The sequence below is a fragment of the Streptomyces bambusae genome (assembly GCF_020532645.1).
Taxonomy (GTDB): Bacteria; Actinomycetota; Actinomycetes; order Streptomycetales; family Streptomycetaceae; genus Streptomyces; species Streptomyces bambusae.
On the sequence record NZ_JAJAUZ010000017.1, the window covers coordinates 86,486 to 105,225 of the forward strand.

General features: G+C 72.2%; 20 protein-coding genes and 1 tRNA gene. 11 read left to right on the plus strand and 10 right to left on the minus strand.

Going from position 1 to position 18,740, the window contains the following annotated elements:
• The first annotated feature begins 59 nt into the window (after window positions 1–59).
• From nhaA to LG634_RS14690, 4 genes are all read left to right on the plus strand, one after another.
• A complete protein-coding gene (gene nhaA / locus LG634_RS14675; RefSeq protein ID WP_226734223.1) occupies window positions 60–1,487 on the plus strand; it encodes a Na+/H+ antiporter NhaA in 1,428 nt (475 codons plus the stop codon).
• A 52-nt stretch (window positions 1,488–1,539) separates the two neighbouring features.
• Window positions 1,540–1,998 carry a phage holin family protein gene (locus tag LG634_RS14680; protein ID WP_226734224.1) on the plus strand — a complete coding sequence of 153 codons (459 nt, stop codon included), beginning with the start codon at window positions 1,540–1,542 and terminating at the stop codon, window positions 1,996–1,998.
• Window positions 1,995–2,954 (plus strand): alpha/beta fold hydrolase, encoded by a 960-nt coding sequence (locus tag LG634_RS14685; protein ID WP_226734225.1) that lies wholly within the window; start codon window positions 1,995–1,997, stop codon window positions 2,952–2,954. Before LG634_RS14680 ends, LG634_RS14685 begins: the two co-directional genes overlap by 4 nt.
• Window positions 2,955–3,124: 170 nt before the next feature.
• Entirely contained in the window at window positions 3,125–3,304 is a 180-nt protein-coding gene (locus LG634_RS14690) for a hypothetical protein (protein ID WP_226734226.1), read from the plus strand.
• Window positions 3,305–3,375: 71 nt separating this feature from the next.
• On the opposite strand, the gene LG634_RS14695 is transcribed toward LG634_RS14690, so the two are convergent.
• From LG634_RS14695 to nth, 3 genes are all read right to left on the minus strand, one after another.
• Window positions 3,376–4,575: a MarP family serine protease gene (locus LG634_RS14695; RefSeq protein WP_226734227.1), complete on the minus strand. Its 1,200-nt coding sequence runs from the start codon at window positions 4,573–4,575 to the stop codon at window positions 3,376–3,378.
• Window positions 4,576–4,588: 13 nt separating this feature from the next.
• Window positions 4,589–5,341, minus strand: coding sequence for an NUDIX hydrolase (locus LG634_RS14700; RefSeq protein ID WP_226734228.1), 753 nt, complete (start codon window positions 5,339–5,341; stop codon window positions 4,589–4,591).
• Window positions 5,342–5,463: 122 nt separating this feature from the next.
• The gene (nth, locus tag LG634_RS14705; RefSeq protein ID WP_226734229.1) at window positions 5,464–6,384 is read right to left on the minus strand and encodes an endonuclease III; all 921 of its coding nucleotides are present in this window, start codon (window positions 6,382–6,384) and stop codon (window positions 5,464–5,466) included.
• A 364-nt stretch (window positions 6,385–6,748) separates the two neighbouring features.
• Here nth and LG634_RS14710 point away from each other — a divergent pair, with 364 nt between their 5' ends.
• Together LG634_RS14710 and LG634_RS14715 are read left to right on the plus strand one after the other, a co-directional pair.
• The gene (locus LG634_RS14710) at window positions 6,749–7,423 is read left to right on the plus strand and encodes a Crp/Fnr family transcriptional regulator (RefSeq protein ID WP_030027155.1); all 675 of its coding nucleotides are present in this window, start codon (window positions 6,749–6,751) and stop codon (window positions 7,421–7,423) included.
• Window positions 7,424–7,544: 121 nt separating this feature from the next.
• The gene (locus LG634_RS14715; RefSeq protein WP_226734230.1) at window positions 7,545–8,288 is read left to right on the plus strand and encodes a nucleotidyltransferase; all 744 of its coding nucleotides are present in this window, start codon (window positions 7,545–7,547) and stop codon (window positions 8,286–8,288) included.
• On the opposite strand, the gene LG634_RS14720 is transcribed toward LG634_RS14715, so the two are convergent.
• From LG634_RS14720 to sp36, 5 genes are all read right to left on the minus strand, one after another.
• Window positions 8,285–8,581 carry a hypothetical protein gene (locus LG634_RS14720; protein WP_226734231.1) on the minus strand — a complete coding sequence of 99 codons (297 nt, stop codon included), beginning with the start codon at window positions 8,579–8,581 and terminating at the stop codon, window positions 8,285–8,287. The two genes, LG634_RS14715 and LG634_RS14720, sit on opposite strands and share 4 nt — an antisense overlap.
• A 60-nt stretch (window positions 8,582–8,641) precedes the next feature.
• Entirely contained in the window at window positions 8,642–9,490 is an 849-nt protein-coding gene (locus tag LG634_RS14725; protein WP_226734232.1) for an MBL fold metallo-hydrolase, read from the minus strand.
• Complete coding sequence (locus tag LG634_RS14730; RefSeq protein ID WP_226734233.1) at window positions 9,487–10,410, minus strand: NUDIX hydrolase; 924 nt, start codon at window positions 10,408–10,410, stop codon at window positions 9,487–9,489. Before LG634_RS14730 ends, LG634_RS14725 begins: the two co-directional genes overlap by 4 nt.
• A gap of 177 nt (window positions 10,411–10,587) precedes the next feature.
• Entirely contained in the window at window positions 10,588–11,052 is a 465-nt protein-coding gene (locus LG634_RS14735) for a RidA family protein (RefSeq protein WP_226734234.1), read from the minus strand.
• Window positions 11,049–11,207 carry a Sp36 family protein gene (gene sp36, locus LG634_RS14740; RefSeq protein ID WP_226734235.1) on the minus strand — a complete coding sequence of 53 codons (159 nt, stop codon included), beginning with the start codon at window positions 11,205–11,207 and terminating at the stop codon, window positions 11,049–11,051. Before sp36 ends, LG634_RS14735 begins: the two co-directional genes overlap by 4 nt.
• Window positions 11,208–11,285: 78 nt before the next feature.
• Here sp36 and bagA point away from each other — a divergent pair, with 78 nt between their 5' ends.
• Both bagA and bagB read left to right on the plus strand, forming a co-directional pair.
• The gene (gene bagA, locus LG634_RS14745; protein WP_226734236.1) at window positions 11,286–12,266 is read left to right on the plus strand and encodes an ATPase BagA; all 981 of its coding nucleotides are present in this window, start codon (window positions 11,286–11,288) and stop codon (window positions 12,264–12,266) included.
• Complete coding sequence (gene bagB / locus LG634_RS14750; RefSeq protein ID WP_226734237.1) at window positions 12,263–13,528, plus strand: ATPase BagB; 1,266 nt, start codon at window positions 12,263–12,265, stop codon at window positions 13,526–13,528. The genes bagA and bagB overlap by 4 nt, the downstream gene beginning before the upstream one ends.
• A gap of 10 nt (window positions 13,529–13,538) precedes the next feature.
• Here bagB and LG634_RS14755 read toward each other — a convergent pair whose 3' ends face one another.
• Window positions 13,539–13,889, minus strand: a complete 351-nt coding sequence (locus LG634_RS14755) for a WhiB family transcriptional regulator (RefSeq protein WP_226734271.1) — start codon at window positions 13,887–13,889, stop codon at window positions 13,539–13,541.
• 629 nt (window positions 13,890–14,518) lie between these two features.
• Between LG634_RS14755 and LG634_RS14760 the strand changes: the two genes are divergently transcribed.
• Complete coding sequence (locus LG634_RS14760; protein ID WP_226734238.1) at window positions 14,519–16,795, plus strand: transglycosylase domain-containing protein; 2,277 nt, start codon at window positions 14,519–14,521, stop codon at window positions 16,793–16,795.
• Window positions 16,796–16,897: 102 nt separating this feature from the next.
• Here LG634_RS14760 and LG634_RS14765 read toward each other — a convergent pair whose 3' ends face one another.
• Window positions 16,898–17,359, minus strand: coding sequence for a GatB/YqeY domain-containing protein (locus LG634_RS14765; protein ID WP_226734239.1), 462 nt, complete (start codon window positions 17,357–17,359; stop codon window positions 16,898–16,900).
• 68 nt (window positions 17,360–17,427) lie between these two features.
• Between LG634_RS14765 and LG634_RS14770 the strand changes: the two genes are divergently transcribed.
• Window positions 17,428–18,366, plus strand: coding sequence for a metallophosphoesterase (locus LG634_RS14770; protein WP_226734240.1), 939 nt, complete (start codon window positions 17,428–17,430; stop codon window positions 18,364–18,366).
• A gap of 93 nt (window positions 18,367–18,459) precedes the next feature.
• Window positions 18,460–18,533 (plus strand) — tRNA-Pro (locus LG634_RS14775).
• The last annotated feature ends 207 nt before the right edge of the window (window positions 18,534–18,740 follow it).

Below are 18,740 nucleotides of genomic sequence, written 5' to 3' on the forward strand. Positions count from 1 at the left end.
CTGGTCGGCAACTGCTTTGCCATGCCATGCCGTCCAACTCGTCCCGGAGGTGCCTCCACGTGGCCGCGCCCAGCCGCACCGACCAGCAGCAGAACCAGCAGCCGCACGGCCGCAGGCTCCTCGGCAGGCTCTCCCTGCCCGAGCGGCGCTTCGTGGCCGACGCGCTGCGCACCGAGACCGTCGGCGGCATCCTGCTCCTGGCCGCGGCCATCGCCGCCCTCCTGTGGGCGAACATTCCCGCCCTGACGGACAGCTACGACACCGTGCGGAACTTCCACCTGGGTCCCGCCGCCCTCGGCCTCGACCTCTCCGTCCAGCACTGGGCGGCCGACGGCCTGCTCGCCGTCTTCTTCTTCGTGGCCGGCATCGAACTCAAGCGCGAGCTGGTCGCCGGCGACCTGCGCGACCCGAAGGCCGCCGCCCTGCCGGTGATCGCCGCGCTCTGCGGCATGGCCGTCCCGGCCCTCGTGTACACCCTCGTCAACACCTCCGCCGGCGGCTCGCTCGCCGGCTGGGCGGTGCCGACCGCCACCGACATCGCCTTCGCACTCGCCGTCCTCGCCGTCATCGGCACCTCGCTGCCCTCGGCGCTGCGCGCCTTCCTGCTCACCCTCGCCGTGGTCGACGACCTGTTCGCGATCCTGATCATCGCGGTGTTCTTCACCAGCGAGATCGACTTCGCGGCGCTCGGCGGCGCGGTGGCGGGCCTGGTCGTGTTCTGGTTCCTGCTCCGCCGGGGCGTGCGCGGCTGGTACGTGTACGTGCCGCTGGCCCTCGTGATCTGGGGCCTGATGTACAACAGCGGGGTCCACGCCACCATCGCGGGCGTCGCCATGGGCCTGATGCTGCGCTGCACCCGCGACGACGACGCCGAGCACTCCCCCGGCGAGCACGTCGAGCACCTCGTACGACCGCTCTCGGCGGGGCTCGCGGTCCCGCTGTTCGCCCTGTTCTCGGCGGGCGTGTCGCTCTCCGACGAGTCTCTCGGCCAGGTCTTCACCCGGCCGGAGACCCTGGGCGTGGTCCTCGGCCTGGTCGTCGGCAAGACCGCCGGCATCTTCGGCGGCACCTGGCTGGCGGCCCGCTTCACCCGGGCCGAACTCAACGAGGACCTGGCCTGGCCGGACGTGCTGGCCGTGGCCTCGCTCGCCGGGATCGGCTTCACCGTCTCGCTGCTGATCGGCGAACTCGCCTTCGACGGCGACGCGGTCCTCACCGACGAGGTCAAGGCCGCCGTCCTGATGGGCTCGCTCATCTCGGCGGTCGTCGCCGGCATCATGCTCAAGGTCCGCAACAGCCGGTACCGGGCCCTCACCGACGCGGAGGAGCGCGACGAGGACCTCGACGGCATCCCCGACATCTACGAAGAGGGCAATCCGGCGTACCACCTGAGGATGGCCCGGATCCACGAGGAGAAGGCCGCGGAGCACCGCAGGCGTGCGGAACTCGCATCCGGGTCCCGCACCGGCGGCGACGGTCCGGCATGATCTGACAGCAGACCGGATTCGTTGACGGACAGTCGAACAGAGGGAGAGACCGATGAGCGCAGCGGACCAAGGAACGCCAGGGACCGAGCGGACGCTCGGCCAGCTGGTCGCCTCGGCCACCGCCGAGATGTCCGCCCTGGTGCACGACGAGATCGCGCTCGCCAAGGCCGAACTGCGCCAGGACGTCAAGCGGGTGGGCATCGGCGGCGCCGCCATCGGCGTGGCCGGCGTGCTCGCGCTGTTCTCCCTGCCCGTGCTGAGCTTCGCCGCCGCGTACGGGATCCACAACCTCGGGCTCGGCCTGGCCTGGTCGTTCCTCATCGTGGGCGCGGCGTTCCTGCTGCTCGCGGGCCTGCTGGCGATGCTGGCCGTGGCGAAGTTCAAGAAGGTCAAGCCGCCGGAGAAGTCCATCGCCTCGGTCAAGCAGACCGCGGCCGTCGTGGGGACCGTCAAGCCGCATCCGCGGCCGGTCAGTGACCAGGCCGTGGGTGTGGCACGCTCGTCTGCATGACAGCGCCCACCCCGGAACCCAGCACTCCGCCCACGGCCGCCACGGCCGTACGGCTCGACCTGCCCGGCGGCCGGACGGTGACGCACCGGGACGTCGCGGCCAACGGCGCACGCTTCCACGTGGCGGAGGCCGGTGACGGTCCGCTGGTGCTGCTGCTGCACGGTTTCCCCCAGTTCTGGTGGACCTGGCGGCACCAGCTGACCGCCCTCGCCGACGCCGGGTACCGGGCGGTGGCCATGGACCTGCGCGGCGTGGGAGGCAGCGACCGCACCCCGCGGGGCTACGACCCGGCCAATCTCGCGCTCGACATCACCGGGGTCGTACGGTCGCTCGGCGAGCCGGACGCCGCGCTCGTCGGGCACGACCTGGGCGGTTACCTGGCCTGGACGGCGGCCGTGATGCGGCCCAAGCTGGTGCGCCGGCTGGTGGTCTGCTCGATGCCGCACCCGCGGCGGTGGCGGTCGGCGATGCTGTCGGACTTCGCGCAGAGCCGGGCCGGCTCGCACATCTGGGGCTTCCAGCGGCCCTTCGTCCCCGAGCGGCAGCTGGTCGCGGACGAAGGCGCGCTGGTCGGCGACCTGATCCGGCAGTGGTCGGGCCCGCGGCTGCCGGACGAGGCGGACATCGACGTCTACCGGCGGGCGATGTGCATCCCGTCCACGGCGCACTGCTCGGTCGAGCCGTACCGCTGGCTGGTGCGCTCGCTGGCCCGCCCGGACGGCCTCCAGTTCAACCGGCGGATGAAGCGGCCGGTCCGCGTCCCCACGCTGCACCTCCACGGGTCACTGGATCCGGTGATGCGCACGCGCAGCGCGGCGGGTTCCGGCGAGTACGTCGAAGCCCCCTACCGGTGGCGGCTGTTCGACGGGCTCGGGCACTTCCCGCACGAGGAGGACCCTGAGCTTTTCTCCGCCGAGCTGCTGAGCTGGCTCAAGGACCCCGAACCGGACCGCTGATCCCTGACCCTCCGTCGGGACCCGGGCACGGGCCCGATGCTGACGGTCCGTGACCTTCGGCCGACAGCGCGGGAACGATTGTCCTACGAACATTCAAATGCCTGGCGCATAGGCCAATTGGCCGTCTCAGGAGCGGTTACCGACCTTGGGGCCCGGGCAGACGTCGGAGTATGGGCTGGACGCACGACTACGGTGACTCCGCACGCAACCGCCGCTCGGCGCCTACGCCGGGCAGCTTGGAGAGGTCGGGACCCTCGCATGACGGCGAGGACCACCGCCTCGGGATCCCGCGCATCCTCCGCCGCCGGGCCCGCTGGGTCTCGGCCCGGCTGCGTCATCCACGTCCTTAGGCCGGTCCCTGCCGGGGACGGCCCGGACCGCGCTCTGAGGACTGCTCCGGCCGGGACCGGCCGGACGGGGCTCAGAGCGCGCACCCCTGGGTGTTGACCCGGGTGACGGCCTCCTTGCCGATCCGGATGTCATCGCGGACCTCGTCCACGGTCAGGGCGTAGCCGGTGTTCGGGTCGTCGAGGGACTTGGCGAACACGACGCCGTACACCTTCCCCTCGGGCGTCAGCAGCGGGCCGCCGCTGTTGCCCTGGCGGACCGTCGCGTACAGGGAGTAGACGTCCCTGCGCACGGTCCCGCGGTGGTAGATGTCGGGGCCGTTGGCGTTGATCCGGCCGCGGACGCGGGCTGCGCGGACGTCGTAACCGCCGTTCTCCGGGAAGCCGGCGACGATCGCGCCGTTGCCGCTGCGCGCGTCGGTCTCGGTGAACTGGAGCGCCGGCGCCTTCAGCCTGGGCACGTCCAGGACGGCGATGTCGCGCTCCCAGTCGTAGAGGACGACCTCGGCGTCGTAGAGCCGGCCTTCGCCGCCTATCTGGACGGTGGGCTCCTGTACGCCGCCGACGACGTGGGCGTTCGTCATGACCTTGCCGGGTGCGAAGACGAAGCCGGTGCCTTCGAGGACCTTGCTGCAGCTGGGCGCGGTGCCGACGACCTTCACGATGGACCGCTTGGCCGCCTCGGCGACGGGGCTGGTGGCGAGGGCCGGGTCAGGCGCCCGGACCTCGGTGATCGGCTCGTTCGAGAACGGGCTGAAGACCTGCGGGAAGCCGTTCTGGGCGAGTACGGAGCTGAAGTCGGTGAACCAGGTGTCGGCCTGGTCGGGCAGCACCCGGGAGACGCCGAGCAGCACCTTGGAGTTGCGGACCTCCTTGCCGAGGGTCGGCAGCGAGGTGCCCGCCAGGGCGGAGCCGATCAGCCAGGCCACGAGCAGCATGGCCACGACGTTCACCAGCGCGCCGCCGGTGGCGTCGAGGGCCCGCGCCGGTGACCAGGTGATGTGCCGGCGCAGCTTGTTGCCGAGGTGGGTGGTGAATGCCTGGCCGATCGAGGCGCAGACGATCACGATGACCACGGCGACCACCACGGCCGTGGTGGACAGCTCGGCCTTGTCCGTGAGCTGGTCCCAGACGAGTGGGAGCAGGGACACGGCGACGAGACCACCGCCCAGGAAGCCGATCACCGACAGGATGCCGACGACGAAGCCCTGGCGGTAGCCGACGATCGCGAACCACACGGCGGCGAGCAGCAACAGGATGTCCAGCACGTTCACGTGGGCCACCGTCTCATGCGCGCCAGTCGATCGTGACCTGCCGGGAGCGGTCCCAGGGTTCCTCCCAGCCTGCGTAGTGCAGGATCTTGTCGATCACCCCGGCCGTAAAACCCCAGACCAGGGCCGATTCGACCAGGAATGCGGGACCTTGGTGCCCGCTCGGGTGGACGGCCAGGGCGCGGTGCTCGGGGTTCGTGAGATCCGCCACGGGCACCGTGAACACGCGGGCCGTCTCGGCCGGGTCCACGGCCTGCACGGGACTGGGCTCGCGCCACCAGCCGAGCACCGGCGTGACGACGAACTCGCTGACGGGGATGTAGAGGCGGGGCAGCACCCCGAAGAGCTGTACGCCCGTGGGGTCGAGCCCCGTCTCCTCCTCGGCCTCGCGCAGCGCGGCCCGCAGCGGGCCGGTGCCGGCCGGGTCGCCGTCCTCGGGGTCGAGGGCGCCGCCGGGGAAGGAGGGCTGGCCGGCGTGCGAGCGCAGCGTCCCGGCCCGCTCCATCAGGAGCAGCTCGGGGCCGCGGGCGCCCTCGCCGAAGAGGATGAGGACGGCGGACTGGCGGCCCGCGCCGTCCTCGGGCGGCAGGAAGCGGCTCAGCTGCCGGGGGCGGACCGTACGGGCGGCCTCGGCGACCGGGTCGAGCCAGCGGGGCAGGCCGCGGGTGGTGACGGTGATGCCGTCGGGCGGACCGCCGCCGGGACCGGGCGTGCCGGATCCGTACGCGCCGGTGGCGCCCGTGGTCTCGTCCCGCGTGGCCCGGGTCATGCGCACCCCTGTCTGTTCTCCCCCATCACCGGCACAACGCGGCCCGGGGCCGGATTCGTTCCTGGCGGCGGCCGGACCGGCGGCGGGCCCGGGTCCGGCCGCGGCCCGCCGCCGGTGCCGGTTCAGCCGGCGGTGGCGCCGAGCGGCGGGGCGGGCAGCCCCGGGTAGTCGGCCGGGGGGCTCAGCCGCTGGCCCGGCTGACCGCCCTTCTCGTACTTCAGCAGGCCGGCGGCCTTCTCGGGGTCCGTTTCGCCTTCTCCGTACGCGGGGCAGAGCGGCGCGATCGGGCAGGCGCCGCAGGCGGGGCGGCGGGCGTGGCAGATCCGGCGGCCGTGGAAGACGACGCGGTGGGACAGCATGGTCCACTCGCTCTTGGGGAAGATCGCGCAGATCTCCGCCTCGACCTTCTCGGGGTCCTCCTGCTCGGTCCACTTCCAGCGGCGCACCAGCCGGCCGAAGTGGGTGTCGACCGTGATGCCGGGGACGCCGAACGCGTTGCCGAGGACCACGTTGGCCGTCTTGCGGCCGACGCCGGGCAGGGTTACCAGGTCCTCGATGCGGCCGGGTACCTCGCCGCCGAAGTTGTCGCGCAGCGCCGCGGACAGGCCGAGCAGGGACTTCGCCTTGGCCCGGAAGAACCCGGTCGGGCGGATGATCTCCTCCAGCGCCTCCGGTGCGGCGGCGGCCATGTCCTCGGGGGTCGGGTAGGCGGCGAACAGGGCCGGGGTGGTCTGGTTGACCCGCAGGTCGGTGGTCTGGGCGGACAGCACGGTCGCGACCAGGAGTTCGAACGGGTTGCGGAAGTCCAGCTCCGGGTGGGCGTACGGGTAGACCTCGGCGAGCTCGCGGTTGATCCGGCGGGCTCGGCGCACCATGGCGAGGTGCGACTCGGGCTTGGCGGCGGTCTTCCTCGCGGCGGGGGACTTCTTCGCGGCGGCGGACTTGGCCGGGGCGGCGGGCTTGGCCGGGGCGGCGGGCTTCTTCGCGGCCCGGGGCGTGCCCGCGGACGTCGCGTCAGCCGCCTCCGACCCTCTTCCGGACACTCCCGGACCAGTCTTGGCCGAAACTTTGCCCTCGGTCCGGGCGGAGCCCTTCCGGGCCGCCGGAGCCTTCTTCGCAGGCCGTCCGGGGGCCGGCGCGGCCCCCTGTTCGCCCACAGCTGAATCGGGGGCCGCGGTCACACCCGCGGGCCCGTTGGCCTGTGCTCTCACCGGCTTATTGGACACCCGGCCAGCCTAAGGGCAGTCACTGACATGCGGCCCGGACCTCCGGTAACACCACCCCGTTTGGCCCCGGGCAGCACAGCACGCCCTTCCGTCCGGCATCCTTGTGATTGATCGCACTGTTTGAAGCGTCCTGCAAAATGGGGCATGGTCCCCTGAGCCGGTCGACATAGGAGAGAGACTCGTGGACGACGTTCTGCGGCGCGCCCCGCTGTTCGCGGCGCTCGATGACGAGCAGGCCGCGGAACTCCGCGCCTCCATGGGCGAGGTGACCCTCGCACGCGGTGACGCCCTGTTCCACGAGGGCGACCCCGGTGACCGGCTGTACGTCGTCACCGACGGCAAGGTGAAGCTGCACCGCACCTCCCCCGACGGCCGGGAGAACATGCTCGCCGTCCTGGGTCCCGGTGAGCTGATCGGCGAGCTGTCGCTGTTCGACCCGGGCCCGCGGACCGCCACCGCCACCGCGCTGACCGAGGTCAAGCTGCTCGGACTGGGCCACGGCGACCTCCAGCCCTGGCTGAACGCCCGCCCCGAGGTGGCCACGGCCCTGCTGCGCGCCGTCGCCCGCCGCCTGCGCAAGACCAACGACCAGATGTCCGACCTGGTCTTCTCCGACGTGCCGGGCCGTGTCGCCCGCGCCCTCCTGGACCTGTCGCGCCGCTTCGGCGTGCAGTCCGAGGAAGGCATCCACGTCGTCCACGACCTCACCCAGGAGGAGCTGGCCCAGCTGGTCGGCGCCTCCCGCGAGACGGTCAACAAGGCCCTCGCCGACTTCGCGGGCCGCGGCTGGCTGCGCCTGGAGGCGCGCGCCGTGATCCTGCTCGACGTCGAGCGCCTCGCGAAGCGGTCCCGCTGACCCGTTCGGCGGAGCCGACCGTGACCCCGTGAAGGGGCCCCACCCGCCGGGTGGGGCCCCTTCGCCGTTCCCCGGCGTGGAGGCCGCCGTTCCGGGGGCGCAGGGGCGCACAGTGGGGTGCATGGAGCACGAGCCGCGATGGGTGGAGCGCCGGGGCGCACTGGGCCGGGTCGCGGCCGGGGACCGGCCCGCGGTGGCCGCCGCCCGGGCCCGCACGGCCGAGGCCTTCGGCCGCCGGCTGCACAGCGCCTACCTGTACGGGCCGGTGCCGCTGGGCCGTCCCGGGCCGCTCGGGCTGCTGGCCGTGCTGCACGCCGGGCCCGGCCCGCAGGACCGCGCGACCGGCCAGGCCCTCGCCGACGCCCTGCGTGCGGAGGTGCCGGGCGGAGCCGCCGTACTGCTGTACGGGAAGGAGGCGGTGCTCGCCGAGGAGGAGCGGGACGGGCTGGGCTGGTTCACCGCCTGCCGGTGCGTGCCGCTGCTCGGCGAGGACCTGGCGGAGCACCTGCCCCGCTACCGCGCCGATGCGGGGCTGCGGGCCGCACTGCCGTACTGGCGGGAGCTGCCGCCGACGGCCGCGCTCAGCCGGGCCGTGGCCCGGCGGCTGGTCCGGGCTGCATTCACGCTCGTACCGGCCGGGGTGGGGTGGACGGACGACCTGGCGGAGGCCGCCGAGGCCTTCGCGCGCTGCCGCCCGGAGCGGGCCGGTCAGGTACGGGCCGCGGCCGCGGCCGCCCTGGACCCGGCAGGCGACCCGTCGGCGCTGCCCCGCTGGACCGACGACCTCGGACCGTGGCTGGCCGCCGCCTGCGAGGAGCAGGCGGCGGCCGGCCAGGACGGGCACCTGGGGTCGGACAGACCCTAGACGTCCAGTGACTCCACGGCTGCCTTGGCGTCGCGCAGGGAGGAGCCCGTCAGGGTGCGGTGGAGTTTGATGGCCTCGATCGTGCGGCCCGCGCGGACCAGGGCGCGGATCCGGTCGAGGCCTTCCTCGTCGGGACCGGAGCCGGGGTCCTCGAGGCCGAAGTGGTGAACGAGCAGGGCGACCCGGCGGTTGAGACCGTCCACCTGGCGCTCCAGGGCCCGGAGCCGGAGGCCGAGGGTGCCGGCGACGGAGGCGGCCGATCCGATGACCGCGATCCATATGAAGATCCACATATCGTGCAGGCTAGCGACCCGCCCGGTCCCCGCCCGGACGGGACACGGCCCGGCCGTCTCTCAGTAGCCCCGGTCGTCGGGGATCAGTCCGTGCTCGCGGAGGTATTCCAGCTGGGCCTGGACGGACCACTGGGCGGCGGGCCACAGCGAGCGGTCGACGTCCGCGTACACGTGGGCGACGACCGCCTCGGGGGTGGTGAGGCCGTTCTCCACGGCCGTTTCCACCTGGGCCAGCCGGTGCGCCCGGTGCGCCAGGTAGAACTCGACCGCGCCCTGGGCGTCGTCGAGGACCGGGCCGTGGCCGGGCAGGACGGTGTGCACGCCGTCGTCGACGGTCAGGGAGCGCAGCCGGCGCAGCGAGTCGAGGTAGTCCCCGAGCCTCCCGTCGGGGTGCGCGACGACGGTGGTGCCCCGGCCGAGGATGGTGTCGCCGGTGAGCACCGCCCGGTCGGCGGGCAGGTGGAAGCAGAGCGAGTCGGCGGTGTGTCCGGGGGTGGGGACCACCCGCATCTCCAGGCCGCCGACCCGGATCACGTCCCCGGCGGCCAGGCCCTCGTCGCCGAGGCGCAGCGCCGGGTCGAGGGCCCGTACCTTCGTGCCGGTCAGCTCGGCGAACCGGGCGGCGCCCGCGGAGTGGTCCGGGTGCCCGTGGGTGAGCAGTGTCAGGGCGACCCGCTTGCCGGCCTTCTCGGCCGTGGCGGCCACCTCGCGCAGGTGCCCCTCGTCCAGCGGGCCGGGGTCGATGACGACGGCCAGGTCGGAGTCGGGTTCGGAGACGAGCCAGGTGTTGGTGCCGTCCAGGGTCATCGCGGACGGGTTGGGCGCCAGCACGTTGACCGCGCGGGCGGTGGCCGGCCCGGAGGTGACGGCCCCGCGCGGCTGGCCCGGCAGGGCGGCGGCGTCCGTCATGCGGCACCTCCGCCGGGCCGGACCCGCTTGGTGAACTCGTCGTGCCCGGGCCAGCTCAGCACCAGCTCGCCGTTCTCCAGCGAGGCCTCGGCGAGCACCGGCGTGAGGTCCTGTCCGGCGGCGGCCGCGAGGGCGTCGGCGGCGGTGCCGTACGGCTCCAGGGAGCGCAGGGTGGCGATGGTCGGCGGCATCATCAGCAGCTCGCCCTTGTCGTAGCCGTCGGCGGCGTCCGCGGGCCGGGTCCAGACCGTGCGGTCGGCCTCGGTGGACACGTTCCGGGTGCGCTGCCCTTCGGGCAGGGCGGCGACGAAGAACCAGGTGTCGTATCTGCGGGGCTCGAACTCGGGCGTGATCCAGCGGGCCCACCCGGCCAGCAGGTCGGAGCGGAGCAGCAGCCCGCGCCGGTCGAGGAACTCCGCGAAGGACAGGTCCCGGGCGACGAGGGCCTGCCGGTCGGCCTCCCAGTCCTCGCCGGTGGTGTCGCTGACCACGGTGCCGGCGGTGGGCCCGGCGAGCAGCACGCCGGCCTCCTCGAACATCTCGCGGACGGCCGCGCAGACCAGGGCCTGGGCGCCCTTGGTGTCGGTGCCGAGGCGTTCGGCCCAGGCGTCCAGGCCGGGTCCGGCCCAGCCGACGAGGTGGTCGTCGTCGCGCGGGTCGACCCCGCCGCCGGGGTAGGCGTACGCGCCGCCGGCGAAGGCCATCGAAGAACGGCGGCGCAGCATGTGGACCGCGGGGCCGTCGGGGGTGTCGCGCAGCAGCATGACCGTGGCGGCGCGCCGGGGGGCGACGGGGGTGAGGGTTCCGGCGGCGAGGGCGCGGATCCGGTCGGGCCACTCCGGGGGGTACCACTGGCCCCCGGCGGTGGTCCCGCCCGTGGCGGCCGGCCCCTGCGCGTGTCCGTTCTGACCATTCGGCATGGCCGGATGCTACGGCCATCCGCCCCGATGTTCGAGGGGGTGCCGGGCGGTTCCCGCCCACTTCAGGACGCCGGCGGGCCCGCGCCGGGGCGTCCCGCACGCCCCCGGGACGCACGACGGCGCCGGACCCGTGGGGGTCCGGCGCCGTGCGGTGGTCCGGTGTCCGGGCCGGCTGCGTCAGCCGGCCACCTCGACCTGGAACTCGACCTCGACCGGGGCGTCCAGCGGCAGCACCGCGACGCCGACGGCGCTGCGGGCGTGCACGCCCTTCTCGCCGAGGATCTCGCCGAGCAGCTCGCTGGCGCCGTTGAGGACGCCGGGCTGGCCGGTGAAGTCGGGGGCGGAGGCCACGAAGCCGACTACCTTGACGATGCGCACGATCTTGTCGAGGTCACCGATGACCGACTTGACGGCGGCCAGGCCGTTCAGCGCGCAGGTGGCGGCGAGCTCCTTGGCCTGCTCGGCGGAGACCTCGGCGCCGACCTTGCCGGTCAGCGGCAGCTTGCCCTGCACCATCGGGAGCTGGCCCGCGGTGTAGACGTAGGCGCCCGAGCGGACGGCCGGCTGGTAGCTGGCGAGCGGCGGGACGACCTCGGGGAGGGTCAGGCCGAGCTCGGCCAGCCTCGACTCGACGGCGCTCATGCCTTCTCCCGCTTCAGGTAGGCGACGAGCTGCTCCGGGTTGTTCGGGCCGGGCACGACCTGGACGAGCTCCCAGCCGTCCTCGCCCCAGGTGTCGAGGATCTGCTTGGTGGCGTGGACGAGCAGCGGGACCGTCGCGTATTCGAACTTCTTCATGCAGGGGAGCGTAGCCCCTGCGGTGCGGTCATCGAGACCTCGTGCACGCCCGGCGGAGCGAGTGGTTAGGCTCGGTGCGTGAGCAGGCTCCAGGTGGTCAGCGGCAAGGGCGGCACCGGTAAGACCACGGTCGCCGCGGCACTCGCGCTCGCCCTCGCGACCGAGGGCCGGCGGACCCTCCTCGTGGAGGTCGAGGGCCGGCAGGGCATCGCGCAGCTCTTCGGTACGGAGGCACTGCCGTACGAGGAGCGGAAGATCGCGGTGGCGCCGGGGGGCGGTGAGGTGTTCGCCCTGGCCATCGATGCCGAACGGGCGCTCCTCGACTACCTCCAGATGTTCTACAAGCTGGGGTCGGCGGGCCGGGCGCTGAAGAAGCTCGGCGCCATCGACTTCGCCACCACGATCGCGCCGGGCCTGCGGGACGTGCTGCTGACGGGCAAGGCGTGCGAGGCGGTGCGGCGTACGGACAAGGCGGGCCGGTACGTCTACGACCACGTCGTGATGGACGCGCCGCCGACGGGCCGGGTGACCCGGTTCCTGAACGTGAACGACGAGGTGGCGGGGCTGGCCCGGATCGGGCCGATCCACCATCAGGCGCAGGCCGTCATGAAGGTGCTGAAGTCCCCTCAGACGGCGGTGCACCTGGTCACCCTGCTGGAGGAGATGCCGGTCCAGGAGACCGCGGACGGCCGGGCCGAGCTGGCGGAGGCGGGTCTTCCGCTGGGTCGGGTGATCGTCAACATGGTCCGCCCGCACCACCTCGACGAGGCGGCGCTGCAGGCGGCCGCGGGCAAGCAGCGGGCCGGGGTGGCGCAGGCGCTGTCCCGGGCCGGGCTGGGCGGGGCGCGCCGTGGCGGTCTCGCGGAGCGGCTGGTGGACCCGCTGCTGGAGCAGGCCGCGGAGCACGCGGAGCGGGTCGGGCTGGAGCGGGCGCAGCGCGCGGTGCTGGACGGGCTCGGGGTGTCGACGTACGAACTGCCGCTGCTCGGCCGGGGGATGGACCTCGCCGGGCTGTACGAGCTGGCCACGGAGCTGCGGAAGCAGGTGAGCGCCGAGTGAGCGGGACGGTGACGGCGGTGCTGGGGACGGACGCCCCGGCGCGGCTGGAGGTGGACCGGCTGCTGGACGATCCGCAGACGCGGATCGTGGTGTGCTGCGGGTCGGGCGGGGTCGGGAAGACGACGACGGCTGCGGCGCTGGGGGTGCGGGCGGCCGAGCGGGGCCGGCGGGTGGTCGTGCTGACGATCGATCCGGCGCGGCGGCTGGCGCAGTCGATGGGAATCGACTCGCTCGACAACACGCCCCGGCGGGTCGCGGGGGTGGGTGGCTCCGGTGGGGCGTCCGGTGGTGGCGAGCTGCACGCGATGATGCTCGACATGAAGCGGACGTTCGACGAGATCGTCGAGGCGCACGCGGATGCGGAGCGGTCCCGGGCGATCCTGGAGAACCCCTTCTACCAGTCGCTGTCGGCGGGCTTCGCCGGTACGCAGGAGTACATGGCCATGGAGAAGCTGGGCCAGCTCCGGGCGCGGGACGACTGGGACCTGATCATCGTGGACACGCCGCCGAGCCGGTCGGCGCTGGACTTCCTGGACGCCCCGAAGCGGCTGGGGTCGTTCCTGGACGGCAAGTTCATCCGGGTGCTGATGGCGCCGGCGAAGGTGGGCGGCCGGGCCGGGATGAAGTTCCTGAACGTCGGCATGTCGATGATGACCGGCACGCTGAGCAAGGTGATGGGCGGGCAGCTCCTCAAGGACGTGCAGACGTTCGTGGCCGCGATGGACACGATGTTCGGCGGCTTCCGGACCCGCGCGGACGCGACGTACCGGCTGCTGCAGGCGCCCGGTACGGCGTTCCTCGTGGTGGCGGCGCCCGAGCCGGACGCGCTGCGCGAGGCGGCGTACTTCGTCGAGCGGCTGGCCGCGGAAGACATGCCGCTGGCCGGGCTGGTGCTCAACCGGGTGCACGGCAGCGGTGCCGTGCAGCTCTCGGCGGAGCGGGCGCTGGCCGCTGCAGAGAATCTTGACGAAGGCGGCATTGTGGATCAGGAGCCAGGGAAAGCTGGTGTGCGTGGCTCCGGCACCACTCCCGAGGACGGCTCCCCCGCCGCCGTGGACGAGATCACCGCCGGGCTGCTGCGCCTGCACGCCGAACGCATGCAGGTGATCGCACGCGAACAGCAGACGCGCGACCGCTTCACCTCGCTGCATCCCGAAGTGGCGGTGGCCGAAGTGGCCGCCCTGCCCGGCGATGTGCACGACCTCGCCGGGCTGCGGGCCATCGGTGACCGTCTCGCGGCCGGCGGTCCGGCCGGAGTGTGACGCCGCCGGTCTACCCGGCGGCTGCGTACGTCTCGTACGCGATCTCTGCGTCGGATTCGACGTCCACGCTCAGGATGCCCGTGCTGCGCTCGTATTCCGAGCGTGCGGTTTCGAGCAGCCTGCGCCAGGAGGTGACCGTGGGACGCCGGCGTAGCAGTGCCCGCCGTTCCCGCTCGGTCATACCGCCCCACACGCCGAACTCGACGCGGTTGTCGAGCGCGTCCGCCAGGCATTCCGTGCGCACCGGGCAACCGGTGCACACCGCCTTGGCCCTGTTTTGCGCTGCACCTTGAACGAACAGTTCATCCGGATCGGTAGTGCGGCAGGCTGCCTGCGCACTCCAGTCGGTAACCCAGCCCATCTCGGCGCCGTCCTCTCCCGAATCGAGGCTCCCCCACGGCGGCAGCGGCATATTCACCGCTGCCAGTTGAGGACGTTACGGAAGGCGAGGACAGCGCAACACCCCCGACGGGCCCAATCTTGAATGGTCCGAACGGACTATGCGTAAGCGGCAGATCACCCGACGGAGTGACCGCAGGACATGCCGGACCGTTCGGGCGATCCGGTACACACCACTCAACCCGGCGGGGGTGCCGATGGTGACGTCCGGAGGAATCGGACATCAGTCCACCCTTTTCGGGAAGGGTGAAAGTCGCATCGAGGGGTTGATGTACGGCGGCGGTGCTGTGACAGTTGGGAGCAGCTCAGGCCAAGGCTGATGTCCTTGCGTGACGCATGCCTGCGCGCGGGGAAGAGGCGCGCCTTCACGTCTGCACGGCGCTCTCGCCTTGCAGTGTCACAACAGGGGCCGTCAAGCCGTGGCCACAACTGAACCTCTTGTCACTATAGGCATGCGGCAGCCTCCTGTCCGGCGAACGCGGAAATGCCCCGCCTGCCATCGGTATGAAATTAGGCAATTCAGACATTCACTCCCGCGGAGGCCCCTCCCATACACGTGGGTCCGGCAGCGGAGAACGTAGGCTTCCCTCCATGCCAAAGAAGCGCTCGGGCGGAGGGCTCACGGGGAGCCAGCAGGCCGCCAAGTTCCTCGGGGTCTCCGTTCTCTCCGGAGTCGTGCTGGCCGGTATCGCGATCCCCGCCGCGGGCGCGCTCGGCCTGGCGGCCAAGGGCACCGTCGAGGGGTTCGACGAGATCCCCGCCAACCTGAAGACGCCGCCGCTGAGTGAGCGCACCACCATCCTGGACGCCGAGGGCGGGCTGATCGCCCAGGTCTACTCGCGCGACCGGAAGGTGGTCCCGCTGACGGCCATCTCCCCGTACATGCAGAAGGCGATCGTCGCCATCGAGGACTCGCGCTTCTACGAGCACGGCGCGATCGACCTCAAGGGCATCCTGCGCGCGGTCAACCGCAACGCGCAGGAGGGCGGCGCGGCTCAGGGTGCGTCCACCCTGACCCAGCAGTACGTGAAGAACGTCTTCGTGGAGGAGGCCGGCGACGACCCGGCCAAGGTCGCCGAGGCCCAGCAGAAGAGCCTGGGGCGCAAGGTCCGCGAGCTGAAGTACGCGATCCAGGTCGAGGAAGAGCTCGGCAAGAAGAAGATCCTGGAGAACTACCTCAACATCACGTTCTTCGGGCAGCAGGCGTACGGCATCGAGTCCGCCTCGCAGCGCTACTTCAGCAAGCGCGCCAAGGACCTGACGCTGCCGGAGTCGGCCCTGCTGGCCGGCCTGGTGCAGTCGCCGAGCCGGTACGACCCCGTGAACGACACGGAGGAAGCGACCAAGCGGCGCAACACCGTGCTCCAGCGAATGGCCGACATAAAGGACATCTCGCAGGCCGAGGCGGACCAGGCGAAGGCCGCGCCGATCAAGCTGAAGGTCACCAAGCCCAAGAACGGCTGCATCACGGCCGTCAGCGGCGCCGGCTTCTTCTGCGACTACGTGCGCGCGACGTTCCTCACCAACCCGGTCTTCGGGAAGACGAAGGAGGAGCGGGCCAAGATCTGGAACCAGGGCGGCCTGACCGTCCGGACCACCCTGGACCCGCAGTCCCAGGAGTCCGTGAACTCCTCCATCAAGGACCACGTCTACCAGAACGACAAGGTCGCGACGGCCGTGACGCTGGTGCAGCCCGGCACCGGCCGCGTGCTCGCGATGGGCCAGTCCCGCCCGTACGGCTTCGGCACCAACGAGACGCAGATCAACTTCTCCGTGGACCGCAAGCTGGGCGGCTCGAACTTCGGCTTCCCGACCGGTTCGACGTTCAAGCCGTTCGTCGCGGCCGCCGCCCTGGAGCGCGGCATGCCGGCGACGAAGGTGTACGGGTCCCCGTTCGAGATGGAGTACCCGAGCCCCGTCCAGACCTGTGACGGAAACCCGTGGGTCAACACCAACGGCGAGCGGGTGCCCAACGAGTCGGAGTCCGAGGTCGGCCCGTACGCGATGAAGGAGGCCATGGCCAAGTCGGTCAACACGTACTTCGTGGAGATGATCGGCGAGATGGGCCTGTGCCCCCTGAAGGAGATGACCGACAAGCTCCGCGTCGTCCGCGCCGACGGCAAGAAGCTCCCGGACAGCCCGGCCATCTCGCTCGGCACCGAGGGCATGTCCCCGCTGACCATGGCCAACGCGTACGCGACCTTCGCCAACCGCGGCACCTACTGCTCGCCCGTCGCCATCGAGTCGATCACCGACTCCCGCGGCAACGCGCTGCGGGTGCCGAAGTCGAAGTGCGAGCGGGTGATGACGGAGAAGACCGCCGACACCGTCAACACGCTGCTGCTGGGCGTGGTCGACTCCGGCACCGGCCTGTCGGCCGGCCTGTCCGACCGCGACAGCGCGGGCAAGACCGGTACCACCGACTCCCGGCACAACGCCTGGTACGTCGGCTACACGCCCAACATGGCGGGCGCCACCTGGGTCGGCTCGCCCGGCGACCACCAGGTCCCGATGGAGAACATCAACATCGGCGGCCAGTACTACGACAAGGTCTACGGTGGCGGGCTGCCCGGCCCGATCTGGAAGGACGCGGTGTCCGGCGCGCTGGCCGGCCGCGAGTCGCCCAGCTTCACGACGGTGCACATCCCCGACATGACCAAGCCGGCGCCCGGCGGCAAGGGCAAGCCGGGCAAGACCCGCAAGCCCGGCAAGGGCCGCGGCGGCGACGGCAAGCCGGGCGACCGGCCCGGTGCGGACGCGGGCGGCCTGGCGGCCGGCGCGACCGGCGGCGAGGACGGCGACACCGGCGGGGTCACCCTGCCGGAGCTGCCGGGCGTGCCGGGGCTGCCGGGTGGGGCGAACGGGTGAGCTGAGACGTGCGAAAGGGGAGGGCCCGGCCGTGGATCACGGCCGGGCCCTCCCCTTTGCCTTCGTCTTCACCCGCTGTCCCTGCCGCAGGCTTTGCCCGTTTCAGGAGAGGAGCTGCTTCACGACGGCGGCGACGCGGCCGCCCTCGGCCAGCCCGGCCACCTTCGGGTTCACGATCTTCATGACGGCACCCATGGCCCGCGGCCCCTCGGCACCCGCCGCCTTGGCCTCCTCGACGGCCGCCGCCACGATCGCCTGCAGCTCGTCGTCGGACAGCTGCTTCGGCAGGTACTCGGCCAGCACCTCGCCCTCGGCGGTCTCACGCTCGGACTGCTCGGGACGGCCGCCCTGGGCGAAGGCGTCGGACGCCTCGCGGCGCTTCTTCGCCTCCTTGGCGATCACCTTGAGGATCTCGTCGTCGGAGAGCTCGCGCGCGACCTTGCCCGCGACCTCCTCCTTGGTGATCGCGGCGAGGGTCAGCCGGAGCGTGGACGAGCGCAGCTCGTCGCGCGCCTTGATGGCGGTGGTGAGGTCTTCCTGGAGCTTGGCCTTGAGCGTGGTCATGGCCATGAGTCTGCCAGGTGCCGGGCGGATGGCGCCTACCGGTTTTCCGTGTCTGCGACCATGGGGGCATGCGCGCGCGTTACGGAACACCGCTCAAGGTCACTGCTGGAATCGCCGCGGCGGGGGCCGCCGGACTGGCCTACGCCGCAGGGTTCGAGGCCCGCTCGTTCCGGCTGCGCCGGGTGACCGTGCCCGTCCTCCCGAAGGGCATGCGGCCGCTGCGCGTGCTCCAGGTCTCCGACATCCACATGGTGCGCGGCCAGTACAAGAAGAAGCGGTGGCTGCAGTCGCTGGCCGGGCTGCGACCCGACTTCGTCGTCAACACCGGCGACAACCTCTCCGACACCGAGGGCGTGCCGGACGTGCTGGACGCGCTCGGCCCGCTGATGTCGTTCCCCGGCGTGTACGTCTTCGGCTCGAACGACTACTACGGGCCGCGGCTGCGCAACCCCGGGCGCTACCTGGTGGAGAAGGTGCAGGGGCGGCACGGGCTGAACGGCAACAAGCCGGTGGTGGGGGCGGTGCACAACCCGTGGGAAGGCATGCGCGACGCCTTCGACGCGGCCGGCTGGGTCAACCTCACCAACACCCGCGGCCGGCTGAAGCTGCCGGACCTCGACCTGGCCTTCACCGGCCTGGACGACCCGCACATCAAGCGGGACCGGTACGCGATGGTCGAGGGCGGACCGGAGGCCGACGCCGACTTCTCGATGGCCGTGGTGCACGCCCCGTACCTGCGGACCCTGGAGGCCTTCACCGCCGACCGGTACCCGCTGATCCTCGCCGGGCACACCCACGGCGGCCAGCTGTGCATCCCCTTCTACGGGGCGCTCGTCACCAACTGCGACCTCGACACCGGCCGGGTCAAGGGCCTGTCCACCCACGAGGCCGCAGGCCACCGCTCCTACCTGCACGTTTCCGCCGGCTGCGGCACGAACCGCTTCACCCCGGTCCGTTTCGCCTGCCCCCCGGAAGCCACCCTCCTGACCCTCACCCCCGCCTCCTGACCCCCTCCGCGAAAACCGGATTTCGTCTCCGGCCGAGGGTCCGCTAAAGTAATCGATGTCGCCAGGGAGAGCCCAGCTCACCACGGCGGCGATCGGGGTGTAGCGCAGCTTGGCAGCGCGCTTCGTTCGGGACGAAGAGGTCGTGGGTTCAAATCCCGCCACCCCGACAGAGTACGACCAGGTCAGCCGCCTACTCATGGAGTGGGCGGCTGACCTGTTTCTGTTTTCTGTCTGGGTGGTCGACTGCCCCCCAACGGGATACGACGCCGTCAGCATCGGGGGAGCGGTCGCCGAGGCCGGCGGCCACGGCGAGCCGGCGGTCTCGGCGGGGAGGGCGGCCGTCATGCGTGGCAGAGCCTGACCGAGCTGGTACG

Bases quoted from the DNA above. Each gene is read 5' to 3' on its own strand.
- LG634_RS14680 (WP_226734224.1), top strand. From the start codon at position 1,540: ATGAGCGCAGCGGACCAAGGAACGCCAGGGACCGAGCGGACGCTCGGC.
- LG634_RS14685 (WP_226734225.1), top strand. From the start codon at position 1,995: ATGACAGCGCCCACCCCGGAACCCAGCACTCCGCCCACGGCCGCCACG.
- LG634_RS14690 (WP_226734226.1), top strand. From the start codon at position 3,125: ATGGGCTGGACGCACGACTACGGTGACTCCGCACGCAACCGCCGCTCG.
- LG634_RS14700 (WP_226734228.1), bottom strand. From the start codon at position 5,341: ATGACCCGGGCCACGCGGGACGAGACCACGGGCGCCACCGGCGCGTAC.
- LG634_RS14715 (WP_226734230.1), top strand. From the start codon at position 7,545: ATGGAGCACGAGCCGCGATGGGTGGAGCGCCGGGGCGCACTGGGCCGG.
- LG634_RS14720 (WP_226734231.1), bottom strand. From the start codon at position 8,581: ATGTGGATCTTCATATGGATCGCGGTCATCGGATCGGCCGCCTCCGTC.
- LG634_RS14725 (WP_226734232.1), bottom strand. From the start codon at position 9,490: ATGACGGACGCCGCCGCCCTGCCGGGCCAGCCGCGCGGGGCCGTCACC.
- LG634_RS14730 (WP_226734233.1), bottom strand. From the start codon at position 10,410: ATGCCGAATGGTCAGAACGGACACGCGCAGGGGCCGGCCGCCACGGGC.
- LG634_RS14735 (WP_226734234.1), bottom strand. From the start codon at position 11,052: ATGAGCGCCGTCGAGTCGAGGCTGGCCGAGCTCGGCCTGACCCTCCCC.
- sp36 (WP_226734235.1), bottom strand. From the start codon at position 11,207: ATGAAGAAGTTCGAATACGCGACGGTCCCGCTGCTCGTCCACGCCACC.
- LG634_RS14755 (WP_226734271.1), bottom strand. From the start codon at position 13,889: ATGGGCTGGGTTACCGACTGGAGTGCGCAGGCAGCCTGCCGCACTACC.
- LG634_RS14760 (WP_226734238.1), top strand. From the start codon at position 14,519: ATGCCAAAGAAGCGCTCGGGCGGAGGGCTCACGGGGAGCCAGCAGGCC.
- LG634_RS14765 (WP_226734239.1), bottom strand. From the start codon at position 17,359: ATGACCACGCTCAAGGCCAAGCTCCAGGAAGACCTCACCACCGCCATC.
- LG634_RS14770 (WP_226734240.1), top strand. From the start codon at position 17,428: ATGCGCGCGCGTTACGGAACACCGCTCAAGGTCACTGCTGGAATCGCC.